The organism is Streptococcus sp. TATVAM-FAB8, from assembly GCF_046592795.1.
GTDB classification, from domain to species: Bacteria; Bacillota; Bacilli; order Lactobacillales; family Streptococcaceae; genus Streptococcus; species Streptococcus ruminicola.
Genome location: NZ_JAWVPQ010000002.1, coordinates 133,380 through 147,396 on the forward strand (window position 1 = coordinate 133,380; position 14,017 = coordinate 147,396).

Sequence of the window (14,017 nt, forward strand, 5' to 3'; positions counted from 1 at the left end):
AAACATGACAAAAAAGGTGATTTCTGGTAAAATCGTAAAGGTTGCGCTTTTTAAGCAATGTATTGTAAGAATCTAGGAAGCTTTTCCGAGGTTTTCTCAGTCTGATTATTTCTAATCATGACACTATTAAAAATGCCCACAACTGTTTTTTGTGGTAGCTAGGAGAAAAAAGATGACAGATTATCCGATTAAATATCGTTTAATTAAGAAAGAAAAACACACTGGAGCTCGTTTGGGTGAAATTATCACACCACACGGGACTTTCCCAACACCAATGTTCATGCCTGTTGGAACACAAGCAACGGTTAAAACACAATCACCAGAAGAACTCAAAGAAATGGGCTCAGGAATTATCCTATCAAACACTTATCACCTATGGTTGCGTCCAGGTGATGAGTTAATCGCTCGTGCTGGTGGTCTTCACAAATTCATGAATTGGGACCAAGCTATTTTGACAGATAGTGGTGGTTTCCAAGTGTATTCATTAGCTGAGACACGTAATATTACCGAAGAAGGGGTTACCTTTAAAAACCACCTCAATGGTCAAAAAATGTTCTTGTCACCAGAAAAAGCTATCTCAATCCAAAATAACTTGGGTTCAGATATCATGATGAGTTTTGACGAATGCCCACAATTCTATCAACCATACGATTACGTTAAAAAATCAATCGAACGTACAAGCCGCTGGGCTGAACGTGGTTTGAAAGCTCACCGTCGTCCGCACGACCAAGGACTTTTTGGTATCGTTCAAGGAGCTGGTTTCAAAGACCTTCGTCGTCAATCAGCTAATGATTTGGTAAGTATGGATTTCCCAGGTTACTCAATCGGTGGACTTGCTGTTGGTGAGTCACACAAAGAAATGAATGCTGTGCTTGACTTCACAGTGCCAATGTTGCCAGAAAACAAACCACGTTACCTTATGGGGGTTGGTGCACCAGATAGCTTGATTGATGGTGTTATCCGCGGTGTCGACATGTTTGACTGCGTGCTTCCAACACGTATCGCTCGTAATGGAACATGTATGACAAGTGAAGGTCGTTTGGTTGTTAAAAATGCAGCTTACGCAGAAGACTTTACACCACTTGATCATGATTGTGATTGCTACACATGTCGCAACTACACACGTGCTTATATTCGTCATCTTCTTAAAGCTGATGAAACATTTGGTCTTCGTTTGACAAGTTACCATAACCTTTACTTCCTTGTAAACTTGATGAAAAAAGTTCGTCAAGCAATCATGGATGATAATCTTTTGGAATTCCGTGAAGATTTCTTTGAACGTTATGGCTACAATAAGAGTGACCGTAATTTCTAATATATTATAAAGCCTGAAACGATTGTTTCAGGCTTTTTTACTTGAACTTCAAAAAGTGTTAACCTATATACAAAAAGTAGTTGACTAAAATAAAATGAAGTAGTAAACTTTGTTAAAAGGTTGGTGATAATGATGATTTATGGAGTTGATCTTGATAGTGAGGGAAGATGTCGACACTATCATACAGCATGTGATGTTGTTGCTTTGAAATGTAGCAAGTGTCAGGAATATTTTGCTTGTTATCAGTGTCATGATCAGTTGCGAGATCATCCTTTTGAGCCTGTTTCGGTAGATGATGATGCACCAGTGCTTTGCGGCAGTTGTCGTCATACGTTAACTTTTACGGAGTATAAAAAGGGATTTTGTCCTTATTGTCACCATGCCTTTAATCCAAAGTGTCAGTTACATGAGACTATTTATTTTTCAAAGGAGTAGGTTATGAAAAACGTCAGGGATTTACTTTACATTGCTATGATGGCAACTATTTTGGTTATTTTAGGATTCATTCCAGCCATTCCACTGGGATTTATTCCTGTTCCGATTGTTTTGCAGAATTTGGGAGTCATGTTAGCTGGTGTTTTATTAGGCTGGAAGAAGGGAAGTTTATCAATTCTCTTATTTTACTTATTAGGGATGTTTTTGCCAGCTTTTTCTGGGAGTACATTTTTTGCGGTTTTAGCTGGTCCGACGGCTGGTTATGTGGTGGCTTGGTTTTTTGTACCAATGCTAGTCAGTTTGATTTTGAAAGCTTTTAAAACGTCATCGTTTATTGGAAATGTGATCGCGATTTTAGTAGGCGGAGTTTTGTTTGTTGATTTGTTAGGGGCCATTTATTTGTCAGTTTATATGCACATGCCTTTGATGACCTCATTATTATCAAATCTTGCTTTTATTCCTGGGGATACTATCAAAGCAATTCTTGCCAGTCTTATCGCTTATAAATACAAAGAACAATTGGCTCTCGCGTAAAAGGACATATTTTTTGTTATAATATGGGTAAAGTAAACAAAGAAGGAGCCTATTATGAAACTCACAACACTTGGTTGCTGGGGAGCATACCCTTATAAAGATGGCGGAACAACCTCTTATCTTGTTACGAGCGAAGATGGTTTTCAATTGCTTATGGATTGTGGAAGCCGTGCCGTCACAGAATTAGAAAAAGAAATCAGCCCACTTGATTTGGATGCGGTGATTATTTCACATTATCACCCTGATCATATTGCTGATCTTGGTGTACTTCGCCATTATTTCCAACTTTATCCAAAACACCTTTGGACACCAAAGGTTTTGCCGATTTACGGTCACAATGAAGACGAAGTTGAGTTTGCTAAATTGACTTTGCCTGGTGTCTCTGAAGGAAAAGCCTATAATGTCTCAGGTGTTGAACAGATTGGTCCATTTGATATTACCTTTATTAAGACTGTTCATCCCGTTCCTTGTTACGCTTTTCGTATTGTTGAACGTGCTACCGGTCAGACACTTGTCTTTACTGGTGACACAGGCTATTTTGCTGAATTGGAAAAATTCGCCGCAGGCGCAGATCTCTTTTTAGCAGATGTTTATCTTTATGCTGGTAATGAAAATCACCCAGCACATTTGACAACAAAAGAAGCTGGACAGATTGCTAAAGCCGCAGGTGTTAAATCACTCGTTTTGACACATACACCACCAGTACCTCCACAAGGTATTGATGCTAAAAATCATCTTCAAGTTCTTAAAGAAGAAGCACAAAGTTTTGCTGACGGTGTGCCAGTTGACTTGGCTGAACCACACAAATCTTGGCAAATCGGGGAGCTCTAATGGCTGAATTTACGCAGGAAGAAAAAGAGTATTTCATGCGCGAAGCGCTGAATGAGGCTAAGAAGTCATTAGAAAAAGACGAGATTCCTATTGGTTGTGTTATTGTTAAGGATGGCAAAATCATCGGACGTGGGCACAATGCGCGTGAAGAAGAGCAAAAAGCGATTTTGCACGCTGAAATTATGGCTATCAATGAAGCTAATGAGAACGAAGGCAACTGGCGTTTGCTTGAGAGTACTTTATTTGTCACCATTGAACCTTGTGTGATGTGCAGCGGAGCTATTGGGCTTGCCCGTATTCCGCAAGTGATTTATGGGGCGGCTAATCAAAAATTTGGCGGTGCTGGCAGCCTTTACGATATTCTGACAGATGTTCGTCTCAACCACCGTGTTGAGGTGGAGACTGGCATTCTTGAAGCAGAGTGCGCTGGAATCATGCAAGATTTTTTCCGTCAAAATCGTGAGAAGAAAAAAGCAGCCAAGAAGCAAGCTAAAGAGCAGTGCTAATTTGCATAATCAAAAAAATATGATATAATAGCTATCGGAGCAACATCTGCGCGTGAAGCGGGTCAGGGGAGGAATCCAGCAGCCCTAAGCGATTGTAGGTGTGTGCTCTTTTTTATTCTTTAAAATGCTTGAAATCATGCAAAAAAAGTGGAGTTTTTCACGCTTGAATGATTGTTTCATGAAAGTTTTCAGTAAGTTAGAAAAAGTCCGTGAAACGCTTTATTTTATAGGATTATTTAGTAAAAATGATTGAAAAAAAGTGCATAAAAGAGTAATATAGAAGAGAAATTTAATTTTTTGAGGAGTATTGTAATGACACATATTAAATTTGACTATTCAAAATTGTTGGGTCAATTCGTCGAACAAGAAGAAATCGACTTCATGCAAACACAAGTCAACGTTGCTGACGAATATTTGCGTAAAGGTACTGGACCTGGTTCTGATTTCCTTGGTTGGGTAGACCTTCCAGAAAACTACGACAAAGAAGAATTTGCTCGTATCCAAAAAGCTGCTGCTAAAATCCAATCAGACAGCGAAGTTCTTGTCGTTATCGGTATCGGTGGTTCTTACCTTGGAGCACGTGCTGCTATCGATTTCTTGAGCAATCACTTCTACAACCTTCAAGCATCTGCAGACCGTAAAGGCCCACAAATCCTTTACGCTGGTAACTCAATTTCTTCAACTTACCTTGCAGACCTTGTTGAATACGTTAAAGACAAAGATTTCTCAGTTAACATTATCTCTAAATCAGGTACTACAACTGAACCAGCTATCGCTTTCCGTGTCTTCAAAGAACTTCTAGTTGAAAAATACGGTCAAGAAGAAGCTAACAAACGTATCTACGCTACAACTGATAAAGCTAAAGGTGCTGTTAAAGTTGAAGCAGTTGCTAACGATTGGGAAACATTTGTTGTTCCAGATAACGTTGGTGGACGTTTCTCAGTATTGACTGCTGTAGGTCTTCTTCCAATCGCTGCTGCTGGTATCGATATCGAAGCTCTTATGAACGGTGCTAACGCTGCTCGTAAAGAATTGACTTCTGCTGAAATCTCAGAAAACATCGCTTACCAATACGCTGCAGTTCGTAACGTACTTTACCGTAAAGGTTACATCACTGAAATCTTGGCTAACTACGAACCATCACTTCAATACTTCGGTGAATGGTGGAAACAATTAGCTGGTGAATCAGAAGGTAAACACCAAAAAGGTATCTACCCAACATCTGCTAACTTCTCAACAGACCTTCACTCACTTGGACAATTCATCCAAGAAGGTTACCGTAACATCTTTGAAACAGTTGTTCGTGTTGATAAACCACGTAAAAACGTTGTTATCCCTGAATTGTCAGAAGATCTTGATGGTCTTGGATACCTTCAAGGTAAAGACGTTGACTTCGTAAACAAAAAAGCAACTGATGGTGTACTTCTTGCTCACACTGACGGTGGAGTACCTAACATGTTCTTGACACTTCCTCAACAAGATGAATTCACTCTTGGTTACACAATCTACTTCTTCGAGTTGGCTATCGGTCTTTCAGGTTACCTTAACGCTGTTAACCCATTCAACCAACCAGGTGTAGAAGCATACAAGAAAAACATGTTTGCTCTTCTTGGTAAACCAGGATTTGAAGACTTGTCAGCAGAATTGAACGCACGTCTTTAATTCATCAATACACAGATAAAAAAGCTTCCGAAAGGAAGCTTTTTTTGTGTGGTTAGCAGTCTACAAATCAAATTAGTGAAAAATCAAAGAAATTTCTTTCCAAATTTTCTGAATATTTGGTATAATAGTATACAATTAACTAAATTTGAATTAGAAGGGATAGGGTGTTTGACGAGAAAAGAGAGCTATCTGTTCTCGATTTTCTAACACTTTTGGTATCTTAAATATGACTGCACAAAAAATGACGGCTCAAGAGATTATTGCGTTTATTGGGAATGCGGAGAAAAAGACAAATGTTAAGGTGACATTTGAAGGTGAATTGGCTGCAGCAGTTCCAGAAAACGTCCTAAAACTTGGCAATGTGCTTTTTGGTGACTGGAAAGATGTTGAACCACTTTTGGCTAATTTGACTGAAAACAAAGACTATGTTGTTGAGCAAGATGGTCGTAATTCAGCAGTGCCACTTCTTGATAAACGTCACATTAATGCTCGTATCGAACCAGGTGCGATTATCCGTGACCAAGTAACTATTGATGACAATGCCGTTGTTATGATGGGAGCAGTTATCAATATCGGTGCTGAAATTGGTGCTGGGACAATGATTGATATGGGTGCTGTTCTTGGTGGACGTGCTATCGTTGGTAAAAACAGCCACATTGGTGCTGGTGCTGTTCTTGCAGGTGTTATCGAGCCAGCTTCAGCTGAACCAGTTCGCATCGGTGACAATGTTCTTGTTGGTGCCAATGCTGTTGTTATTGAAGGGGTTCAAGTTGGTAATGGTTCTGTTGTTGCAGCAGGAGCTATTGTTACTAAAGATGTTCCAGAAAATGTTGTTGTTGCAGGTGTTCCTGCACGCGTCATTAAAGAAATTGATGCTAAAACACAACAAAAAACAGCGCTTGAAGACGCTTTGCGCAATTTGTAATAAGAGATTCTTGAGCTAAAAGATATTTAGCTTCATTACTCATGTAGTTGTAGTGAGCAAGACGCAGTAGTTGAGTGGGCTCTAATGCGCTGATAAATCAGCTTTTACAACCCTACTCAACCTTGCGGGGGTGGGACGACGAAATCGAATTTCTTCGGAATTACCGATTTCTGTCCCACTCCCTTTTCACAAATTAAGGAAAATATATGACTTTAGATTTAATTAAAATTCGTCGTGATTTGCATCAGATTCCAGAGATTGGTTTGGAAGAGTTTAAGACGCAGGCTTATCTTTTGGAGCGTATCGCAGAAATCACAGTGGGAAAAGACTTTGTGGAACAACGAACTTGGCGAACTGGGATTTTAGTCTTTTTAAAAGGTTCTGCTCCTCAAAAAACAATTGGTTGGCGTACAGATATAGATGCTCTTCCTGTTGTTGAGGAAACAGGCCTTCCTTTTGCCAGCCAACATGAGGGCCGCATGCATGCGTGTGGACATGATATGCACATGACAGTAGCTCTTGGTTTGTTAAATGAGCTAGTGCAAACACAACCAAAGAATAACCTACTCTTTCTTTTTCAACCCGCCGAAGAAAATGAAGCAGGTGGTATGCTCATGTATCAGGATAATGCCTTTGGGGATTGGAAGCCAGATGAATTTTATGGTTTGCATGTGCGACCTGATTTTAAGGTTGGGACTATCGCGACAAATACCTCAACTCTATTTGCGGGGACTTGTGAGGTCTTAATCACTTTTAAAGGAAAAGGTGGTCACGCTGCTTTTCCACATGAAGCTAACGATGCCTTGGTTGCGGCGTCCTATTTTGTCACACAGGTGCAGACAATTGTCAGCCGAAATGTAGACCCGATTCAAGGTGGTGTCGTCACATTTGGTTCTTTCCACTCGGGGACAACTAATAATGTCATTGCCGAAACAGCGCAGCTGCATGGAACCATTCGTACCTTGACACAAGACATGAGCCTCTTGATTCAAAAACGAGTGACTGAGATTGCAAAAGGGGTGGCAGCAAGCTTTGGAATGGAAGTAGAGGTTAATTTGAAACAAGGTGGTTATCTCCCTGTGGAAAATAATCCCGAATTGGCGCGTGAGGCTATGGATTTCTTCAGAAATCGCGAAGCTGTTCATCTGATTGACTGCTTGCCAGCTATGACTGGAGAAGATTTTGGCTATTTGTTAAATAAAATTCCAGGGGTGATGTTCTGGTTAGGCGTTGAAACACCGTACGCTCTTCATCATCCTAAGATGAGTCCAAATGAAGCAGCTCTTTCATTTGCGGTTAGTGAAATATCAGCTTTCTTAAAAGAAAAAGCAAGTCATTAAATCTAAAATAAGGTAGCAAGTTTTGGTCTTGCTACCTTTTGTGTTTAGCAATAAAAAAAGCCGCTATTGGGAGCTAGCGGCTTAAAAAGGGAAGGACATGATTTTTCAATCATGTCCAGGAGATTTATGAAAAGGGAATAACTCCAAAAGAGCCAATTCCCAGCGGTTTGGGAGAACCGCTATTTAGGATAGATATAGTATATCGGAGAAACCTTAAAGAAACCTTAAAGTAAATTTTAAGGTTTTTGCTGAGTAAAATACCGGTTTTGTGTTATCATAAAAGCATGGAAAAAGTAGCCTTACGAAAGAGTATCATTGCTCATTTAAAACATCAAGATAGAAAAGAAAAAGCCTTGAAAGATAAGGCTTTATTAGATGATTTGCTAGCCTCTTCAGCTTATCAAAAAGCGGATACTATTGCCACTTATTTAGCTTTTGATTTTGAGTACAATACTGAATTGTTGATTAAACAAGCTCAAAAAGATGGCAAAACTATTTTAGTTCCAAAAACTTATCCACACGGCAAAATGATTTTTTGTCCTTATGATGTGGATAACTTGGTGAAAACATCATTTGGATTGTGGGAACCTGCTTGTGATAAAGCTGTGGATAAGTCAGAAATCGATTTAATTCATGTGCCAGGCGTTGGTTTTAACCAAGATGGTTTTCGAATTGGATATGGAGCTGGCTATTATGACAGGTATTTAGTGGATTATAAAGGCAAAACAATCAGTACGATTTATGAGTGTCAGAAAGCAGAGTTTCAGCCAGACAGTCATGATGTCGCTGTTATGGAGGTATTTAGTCGATGAAAAACGTTATTAAAGAAAGTCCAGTGACGATTTTTTTGCTGGCTCTAACGACTTTGGTTTTTATAGCCATGCAGGTAATTTATTTTGGAAATGCCACATCCAACCAAGCCATTTTTAATACTGGTGGGATGTTCGGTGCCTACGTACGTTTATTTCCAAGTCAATTGTGGCGCTTAGTGACACCGATATTTGTCCACATCGGTTGGGAGCATTTCTTTTTCAATGCTTTAACGCTATATTTTGTTGGTCAAATAGCAGAGCAGATTTGGGGACATCACAAGTTTTTAGCTTTGTATGTTTTGTCAGGAATTGTTGGTAATATCTTTACGCTTTTCTTTACGCCAAACGTGATTGCTGCGGGGGCTTCAACATCGCTTTTCGGTGTTTTTGCGGCGATTATGGTTGCTGGGTATTTTGGAAGAAATCCTTATTTGAAAGAACTTGGTAGAAATTATCAAGCTTTGATTATTGTGAATTTGATTTTTAATTTATTTACTCCAAGTATTGGGATTGCTGGTCATATTGGTGGTCTTGTCGGGGGTGTCTTATGTGCCATCTTTTTACCAACGCTTGTGGAGAAAGGTATGTTTAAACCATGGCAACGTTGGTTGGCGGCAGCGGCTTACGTTGGCTTAAGTCTTTTCTTGATTGTCTTGGCTTTACATTAAAGTTATAATAAAAAGTTCCTCTAGACAAAGTCTAGAGGAACTTTTTTATGTTATAGCATATTATTTAGATTCTTTTTTAGTTGATTCAGCTTCCAATTTTTTACCCAAATCAATAAGATATTGTTTCATGTTATCTTTGATTTGTGGGTGTTGAAGCGCATAGTCAATAGAAGTTTTCATGAAGCCGAATTTATCACCGACATCATAGCGATCACCGTTAAATTGACGTGCAAAAACACGTTGTGTTTTGTTCAAAGTGTCGATAGCATCTGTCAATTGGATTTCATTACCAGCTCCAGGTTTTTGTGTTTCAAGAATATTGAAGATTTCTGGAGTAAGAAGGTAGCGACCGATGATAGCAAGATCACTAGGTGCATCTTCAGGTGCTGGTTTTTCAACAAATGTTTCAACACTGTAAAGACCGTCTTTTCCTTCGCCTTGAGGTGCGATAACGCCGTAAGATGAAACTTCTTCGTGTGGCACAGGCATAACAGCAATTGTTGATGCATGTGTGTTTTCGTAATCGTTAATCAATTGTTTTGTAAGTGGTACAGCTTTATCGTTGTTGATATCCATAAGGTCATCACCCAGCATAACGACGAATGGTTCGTTGCCTACAAAAGCTTTAGCTTGAAGGACAGCATCACCAAGTCCACGAGGGTGACTTTGACGGATGAAGTGAAGATTAATGGCTGTAGTGTCATTAACGAGTTTAAGAAGATCAGTTTTCCCTTTGTGTTCCAAATTGTATTCTAATTCGAAGTTTGAGTCAAAGTGGTCTTCGATAGAACGTTTTGATTTACCAGTAACAACCAAGATATCTTCAATACCTGATTTCAAGGCTTCTTCGACGATAAATTGGATGGTTGGTTTATCAACAATTGGAAGCATCTCTTTAGCGAGTGCTTTTGTAGCTGGCAAGAAACGAGTTCCAAGACCAGCTGCGGGAATAACGGCTTTTCTAACTTTTCTCATATTCATACGAGAACTCCTTTTCATAAATAAACTATGCTGAATTAAATTATACTATAATTCTAATTTTAGTGCCATTCGTTTTCTGAACGGAAGTCATTTGACATCATGCCAAGAATGCTATCACGAACATCAGCACCTTCGTAGATGACTTTGTAGATAGCAGTTGTGATTGGCATGTAGACATCCAATTCTTTAGCTAACTCATAGGCAACTTTAGTTGTTGAAATCCCTTCGATAACCATTCCCATATTTTTCTCAATGTCTTCGAGTTTTTCACCGCGACCAAGAGCATCACCAGCTCGCCAGTTACGAGAGTGAACAGATGTTCCTGTTACGATAAGGTCACCAACACCAGAAAGACCACTGTAAGTAAGTGGGTTAGCTCCCAATTTAACCCCGAGACGTGTGATTTCAGCAAGTCCACGTGTGATAACGGCTGCTTTAGCATTGTCACCGAAACCAAGACCGTGAAGTGCACCGGCACCAACAGCTATGATGTTTTTAAGTGCACCAGCTGTTTCCACACCAATAACATCAGTATTAGTGTAAAGGCGGAAGTAATTGTTGCTAAAGAGTTTTTGAACGTATTTAGCAGCTTCGTGATCTTTAGAAGCGGCAGTGATCAAGGTAATGTCTCGAACAATTGTTTCTTCAGCATGGCTTGGTCCAGAGACAACGACGATTTCAGAGCGCAATTCGGCAGGAATTTCTTCCTCAAGAATTGTTGAAAGACGTTCGTGTGTTCCAGGTTCAAGACCTTTAGAAGCGTGCATGATAACAGCTTTGTGATCAAGTGTTTCAGCGACTTGTTTGGCAACTAAACGTGTTACTTTTGTTGGGACAACAAATAAGATAGCATCAACGTCTGTAAGTGCTTCTTTCAAGTCAAGTGTCGCTTTGATATCTTCAGAGATTGTGATGTCTTTGAAGTAGCGAGTGTTAGTATGTTTCGTATTTAATTCTTCGATTTGTTCTGGGATATTTCCCCATAGACAAACTTCATGTCCATTGTCGTTTAATACTTGTGCAAGAGCGGTTCCCCAAGAACCAGGCCCTAAGACAGCAACTTTTTGTCTTGTCATTTTTACTCCTCTCTTAAACGAGCAAGATTACAATCTCCATTATATCATAAGACGGCTATGTTTGTCTTTGTTTATAAAAAACAGGTGATAATTGTCATTTTTTTGCTCTATTTTAATTAGAAATCTTTGTCATTTTTTTGAAAAATAACTTATGGTATAATGGGGTGACCTCATCAGTACTGGAAAGGAAGACTATTTTTGTGATTGATTTAGAAGAGATTTTATCACGAATGAATCCCAATCAAAAAATCAACTATGACCGTGTCATGCAACAAATGGCTAAACGTTGGGCGCAAGAAGAAGTAAGACCTAAAATTCTTGTTCACGTTTGTTGTGCGCCGTGTTCAACTTATACATTAGAATATTTGACGCAATACGCTGATGTGACGGTTTATTTTGCGAATTCTAATATTCATCCAAAGGATGAGTATCTTCGCCGTGCTTATGTGGTGCAAAAATTTATCTCAGAATTTAATGAAAAAACAGGAAATAAGGTTGATTTCATCGAAGCACCTTATGACCCATCTGAATATTTTCAAAAGGTTCATGGCTTAGAAGACGAACCTGAAGGTGGCGAACGTTGTACGGCTTGTTTTGATTATCGTTTGGACAAGGCTGCGCAAAAAGCAGTTGAGCTTGGCTATGACTATTTTGCTAGTGCTTTGACAATCAGCCCGCACAAAAATTCCCAAGTGATTAATAGTGTCGGTATTGAGGTTCAAAAGGTTTATGCAACCAAGTATTTGCCAAGTGATTTCAAGAAAAACAATGGCTACCGCCGTTCAGTTGAAATGTGTGAAGAATATGATATCTACCGTCAATGTTATTGTGGCTGTGTCTTTGCAGCAAAAATTCAAGGTGTTGATTTGAATCAAATTAAAAAAGAAGCCAAAGAATTTATGGTTGGAAAAGACGGCGAAAAAGAATTCCCACACATTCGCTTTACCTTTGAAGGAAAAGAAATTTAATACGAATAGATAATTAAGGAGACAAAATGAGCAAAATTAGAGGATTTGAATTGGTTTCTCAATTCACAGACGAAACATTATTACCAAAACGTGAAACAGCGCATGCGGCTGGTTATGATTTGAAAGCTGCGGAAACAACAGAAATCGCACCTGGCGAAATCAAATTGGTGCCAACTGGTGTCAAAGCTTACATGCAAGCTGGCGAAGTGCTTTATCTCTTTGACCGTTCATCAAATCCACGTAAAAAAGGTTTGGTTTTGATTAATTCAGTTGGTGTTATCGATGGTGACTACTATGGCAATCCAGCCAATGAAGGTCACATCTTTGCGCAAATGAAAAATATTACAGATGAAACAGTTGTGGTTGAAGCTGGCGAACGCATTGTCCAAGGTGTTTTCATGCCTTTCTTGGTTGCTGATGGTGACGAAGCAGCTGGTGTGCGTACTGGTGGCTTTGGGTCAACAGGAAAATAAGGTTTAGAGTAAAAATATAAAGGAGGTAATGAGCTATCGCTAAGAAGAAAACAACGTTTATTTGTCAGGAGTGTGGCTATCATTCTCCTAAGTATTTAGGGCGTTGCCCAAACTGTTCGTCATGGACGTCATTTGTCGAAGAAGTTGAGGTGCAAGAAGTTAAAAATGCGCGTGTCAGTTTGACAGGTGAAAAGAGCAAGCCAACCAAATTAAAAGATGTGAGCTCGATTAACTACTCACGCACGAAGACAGACATGGATGAATTTAACCGTGTGCTTGGTGGCGGTGTGGTGCCAGGCAGTTTGGTGCTTATCGGTGGTGACCCAGGTATCGGAAAATCAACCCTGCTTTTGCAAGTATCGATTCAGCTTGCTGACAAAGGAACGGTTCTTTACGTTTCTGGGGAAGAATCAGCTGAGCAGATTAAACTACGTAGTGAAAGACTTGGCGATATTGACAATGAATTTTACCTTTATGCTGAGACTAATATGCAAGCCATTCGTGCGCAGATTGAGCAAATTCAACCTGATTTCTTGATTATTGACTCGATTCAAACCATTATGAGCCCTGATATTTCTGGGGTTCAAGGGTCAGTATCACAAGTGCGTGAAGTAACTGCAGAGCTCATGCAACTAGCTAAGACTAATAATATTGCAACCTTTATTGTTGGTCATGTGACTAAGGAAGGGCAGCTTGCTGGGCCGCGTATGCTTGAGCATATGGTGGATACAGTACTCTATTTTGAAGGGGAACGTCATCACACCTTCCGTATTTTACGTGCTGTGAAAAATCGTTTTGGTTCGACAAATGAAATTGGCATTTTTGAAATGCAATCTGGTGGTCTTGTTGAAGTGCTTAATCCGAGCCAAGTTTTCTTAGAAGAACGTTTGGACGGTGCGACGGGGTCAGCTATCGTGGTTACTATGGAAGGAAGTCGTCCGATTTTAGCAGAGGTTCAAGCTTTGGTAACACCAACGGTCTTTGGAAATGCCAAACGCACAACAACAGGTCTTGATTTCAACCGTGTTAGTTTGATTATGGCGGTACTTGAAAAACGTTGTGGGCTTTTGTTGCAAAATCAAGATGCTTATCTCAAGTCAGCTGGTGGGGTGAAACTTGATGAACCAGCCATTGACTTGGCAGTTGCGGTAGCGATTGCGTCAAGCTATAAAGAAAAGCCAACTAATCCCCAAGAAGCTTTCATTGGTGAAATTGGCTTGACGGGTGAGATTCGTCGTGTCACTCGTATTGAACAACGTATCAATGAAGCGGCAAAACTTGGCTTTACCAAAGTTTACGCGCCGAAGAATTCTTTGGCTGGCATTGACATTCCAGAAACGATTGAAGTGGTTGGGGTAACAACTGTCGGTGAAGTTCTTAAGAAAGTTTTTAAATAGATTCAGAGGAGAATACTCCTCTGTTTTTTTGTGCTAAGTCTTTTTAAGCGACAATCCATCCTAAAAGTGATAAGATGATAAAAACGCTCTCATG

The 14,017-nt window shown here is 39.7% G+C and carries 15 protein-coding genes and 1 other RNA gene; 14 read left to right on the plus strand and 2 right to left on the minus strand.

Going from position 1 to position 14,017, the window contains the following annotated elements:
• Positions 1–172 precede the first annotated feature (172 nt).
• The 11 genes from tgt to SFC32_RS02410 all read left to right on the plus strand — a co-directional run bounded on the left by tgt (position 173) and on the right by SFC32_RS02410 (position 9,028).
• On the plus strand, positions 173–1,315 hold the full coding sequence (tgt, locus tag SFC32_RS02360; RefSeq protein ID WP_074482369.1) for a tRNA guanosine(34) transglycosylase Tgt: 1,143 nt from the start codon (positions 173–175) through the stop codon (positions 1,313–1,315).
• A 129-nt stretch (positions 1,316–1,444) separates the two neighbouring features.
• A complete protein-coding gene (locus tag SFC32_RS02365) occupies positions 1,445–1,750 on the plus strand; it encodes a CHY zinc finger protein (RefSeq protein ID WP_074603037.1) in 306 nt (101 codons plus the stop codon).
• A gap of 3 nt (positions 1,751–1,753) precedes the next feature.
• Entirely contained in the window at positions 1,754–2,284 is a 531-nt protein-coding gene (locus SFC32_RS02370) for a biotin transporter BioY (protein ID WP_074869480.1), read from the plus strand.
• Positions 2,285–2,338: 54 nt separating this feature from the next.
• Entirely contained in the window at positions 2,339–3,115 is a 777-nt protein-coding gene (locus SFC32_RS02375) for an MBL fold metallo-hydrolase (protein ID WP_411049431.1), read from the plus strand.
• The gene (gene tadA, locus SFC32_RS02380; RefSeq protein WP_411049430.1) at positions 3,115–3,621 is read left to right on the plus strand and encodes a tRNA adenosine(34) deaminase TadA; all 507 of its coding nucleotides are present in this window, start codon (positions 3,115–3,117) and stop codon (positions 3,619–3,621) included. The genes SFC32_RS02375 and tadA overlap by 1 nt, the downstream gene beginning before the upstream one ends.
• Before the next feature lie 26 nt (positions 3,622–3,647).
• An RNA gene (gene ffs / locus SFC32_RS02385) (signal recognition particle sRNA small type) lies at positions 3,648–3,745 on the plus strand.
• A gap of 188 nt (positions 3,746–3,933) precedes the next feature.
• The gene (locus SFC32_RS02390) at positions 3,934–5,283 is read left to right on the plus strand and encodes a glucose-6-phosphate isomerase (protein ID WP_074480136.1); all 1,350 of its coding nucleotides are present in this window, start codon (positions 3,934–3,936) and stop codon (positions 5,281–5,283) included.
• A 226-nt stretch (positions 5,284–5,509) separates the two neighbouring features.
• Positions 5,510–6,208 (plus strand): 2,3,4,5-tetrahydropyridine-2,6-dicarboxylate N-acetyltransferase, encoded by a 699-nt coding sequence (gene dapD, locus SFC32_RS02395; protein ID WP_074603033.1) that lies wholly within the window; start codon positions 5,510–5,512, stop codon positions 6,206–6,208.
• Positions 6,209–6,414: 206 nt separating this feature from the next.
• Positions 6,415–7,548, plus strand: a complete 1,134-nt coding sequence (locus SFC32_RS02400; RefSeq protein WP_133017976.1) for an N-acetyldiaminopimelate deacetylase — start codon at positions 6,415–6,417, stop codon at positions 7,546–7,548.
• Between the two features lie 284 nt (positions 7,549–7,832).
• Positions 7,833–8,360: a 5-formyltetrahydrofolate cyclo-ligase gene (locus SFC32_RS02405; protein WP_411049870.1), complete on the plus strand. Its 528-nt coding sequence runs from the start codon at positions 7,833–7,835 to the stop codon at positions 8,358–8,360.
• Positions 8,357–9,028, plus strand: a complete 672-nt coding sequence (locus SFC32_RS02410) for a rhomboid family intramembrane serine protease (protein WP_006531016.1) — start codon at positions 8,357–8,359, stop codon at positions 9,026–9,028. The genes SFC32_RS02405 and SFC32_RS02410 overlap by 4 nt, the downstream gene beginning before the upstream one ends.
• Positions 9,029–9,088: 60 nt before the next feature.
• On the opposite strand, the gene galU is transcribed toward SFC32_RS02410, so the two are convergent.
• Positions 9,089–10,003 (minus strand): UTP--glucose-1-phosphate uridylyltransferase GalU, encoded by a 915-nt coding sequence (gene galU / locus SFC32_RS02415; RefSeq protein WP_039696218.1) that lies wholly within the window; start codon positions 10,001–10,003, stop codon positions 9,089–9,091.
• Positions 10,004–10,068: 65 nt separating this feature from the next.
• Positions 10,069–11,085 (minus strand): NAD(P)H-dependent glycerol-3-phosphate dehydrogenase, encoded by a 1,017-nt coding sequence (locus SFC32_RS02420; protein WP_015695767.1) that lies wholly within the window; start codon positions 11,083–11,085, stop codon positions 10,069–10,071.
• A 200-nt stretch (positions 11,086–11,285) separates the two neighbouring features.
• Between SFC32_RS02420 and SFC32_RS02425 the strand changes: the two genes are divergently transcribed.
• Genes SFC32_RS02425 through radA form a run of 3 tightly spaced genes read left to right on the plus strand, consistent with a single transcriptional unit; the run spans position 11,286 to position 13,923 of the window.
• Entirely contained in the window at positions 11,286–12,053 is a 768-nt protein-coding gene (locus SFC32_RS02425; RefSeq protein WP_411049871.1) for an epoxyqueuosine reductase QueH, read from the plus strand.
• A 26-nt stretch (positions 12,054–12,079) separates the two neighbouring features.
• Positions 12,080–12,526: a dUTP diphosphatase gene (locus tag SFC32_RS02430; RefSeq protein WP_411049872.1), complete on the plus strand. Its 447-nt coding sequence runs from the start codon at positions 12,080–12,082 to the stop codon at positions 12,524–12,526.
• 35 nt (positions 12,527–12,561) lie between these two features.
• Complete coding sequence (radA, locus tag SFC32_RS02435; protein ID WP_074560973.1) at positions 12,562–13,923, plus strand: DNA repair protein RadA; 1,362 nt, start codon at positions 12,562–12,564, stop codon at positions 13,921–13,923.
• The last annotated feature ends 94 nt before the right edge of the window (positions 13,924–14,017 follow it).

What these genes read in the sequence shown, in the direction of transcription:
- tgt (WP_074482369.1), top strand. Translation starts at nt 173, where the DNA reads ATGACAGATTATCCGATTAAATATCGTTTAATTAAGAAAGAAAAACAC.
- SFC32_RS02365 (WP_074603037.1), top strand. Translation starts at nt 1,445, where the DNA reads ATGATGATTTATGGAGTTGATCTTGATAGTGAGGGAAGATGTCGACAC.
- SFC32_RS02370 (WP_074869480.1), top strand. Translation starts at nt 1,754, where the DNA reads ATGAAAAACGTCAGGGATTTACTTTACATTGCTATGATGGCAACTATT.
- SFC32_RS02375 (WP_411049431.1), top strand. Translation starts at nt 2,339, where the DNA reads ATGAAACTCACAACACTTGGTTGCTGGGGAGCATACCCTTATAAAGAT.
- tadA (WP_411049430.1), top strand. Translation starts at nt 3,115, where the DNA reads ATGGCTGAATTTACGCAGGAAGAAAAAGAGTATTTCATGCGCGAAGCG.
- SFC32_RS02390 (WP_074480136.1), top strand. Translation starts at nt 3,934, where the DNA reads ATGACACATATTAAATTTGACTATTCAAAATTGTTGGGTCAATTCGTC.
- dapD (WP_074603033.1), top strand. Translation starts at nt 5,510, where the DNA reads ATGACTGCACAAAAAATGACGGCTCAAGAGATTATTGCGTTTATTGGG.
- SFC32_RS02400 (WP_133017976.1), top strand. Translation starts at nt 6,415, where the DNA reads ATGACTTTAGATTTAATTAAAATTCGTCGTGATTTGCATCAGATTCCA.
- SFC32_RS02405 (WP_411049870.1), top strand. Translation starts at nt 7,833, where the DNA reads ATGGAAAAAGTAGCCTTACGAAAGAGTATCATTGCTCATTTAAAACAT.
- SFC32_RS02410 (WP_006531016.1), top strand. Translation starts at nt 8,357, where the DNA reads ATGAAAAACGTTATTAAAGAAAGTCCAGTGACGATTTTTTTGCTGGCT.
- galU (WP_039696218.1), bottom strand. Translation starts at nt 10,003, where the DNA reads ATGAGAAAAGTTAGAAAAGCCGTTATTCCCGCAGCTGGTCTTGGAACT.
- SFC32_RS02420 (WP_015695767.1), bottom strand. Translation starts at nt 11,085, where the DNA reads ATGACAAGACAAAAAGTTGCTGTCTTAGGGCCTGGTTCTTGGGGAACC.
- SFC32_RS02430 (WP_411049872.1), top strand. Translation starts at nt 12,080, where the DNA reads ATGAGCAAAATTAGAGGATTTGAATTGGTTTCTCAATTCACAGACGAA.